Annotated in this window: 1 pseudogene; it reads left to right on the top strand. The window is 51.8% G+C overall.

The window, feature by feature from the left end:
• Positions 1–222: pseudogene (locus CWM61_RS28715) on the top strand (type II toxin-antitoxin system HicB family antitoxin); the annotation flags it as partial.

Genomic DNA, 222 nt, shown 5'->3' with positions numbered 1-222 from the left:
CTCCATCAGCAGAAGGTGATGCGTTTGTTGAGGTTCCGGCCAGCGTGGCAGCTAAAGTATTGCTGTTAAATCGTCTGGTCAGCACCAACACCAGCAATGCTGATCTCGCCCGCATGATTAACACGCGCCCACAGGAAGTGCAGCGCATCGTGTCTCTTGGTCACAGCACCAAAATCGATACGATCCAAAAAGCGCTATCAGCGTTGGGGCAAAAGATGGAAA

It is taken from the genome of Klebsiella sp. K-Nf6 (genome assembly GCF_002806655.1).
In the GTDB taxonomy this organism is placed as follows: Bacteria; Pseudomonadota; Gammaproteobacteria; order Enterobacterales; family Enterobacteriaceae; genus Klebsiella; species Klebsiella variicola.
Note: the sequence above shows the minus strand (reverse complement) of the source record. Positions and strands in the feature narration are given on the sequence as shown.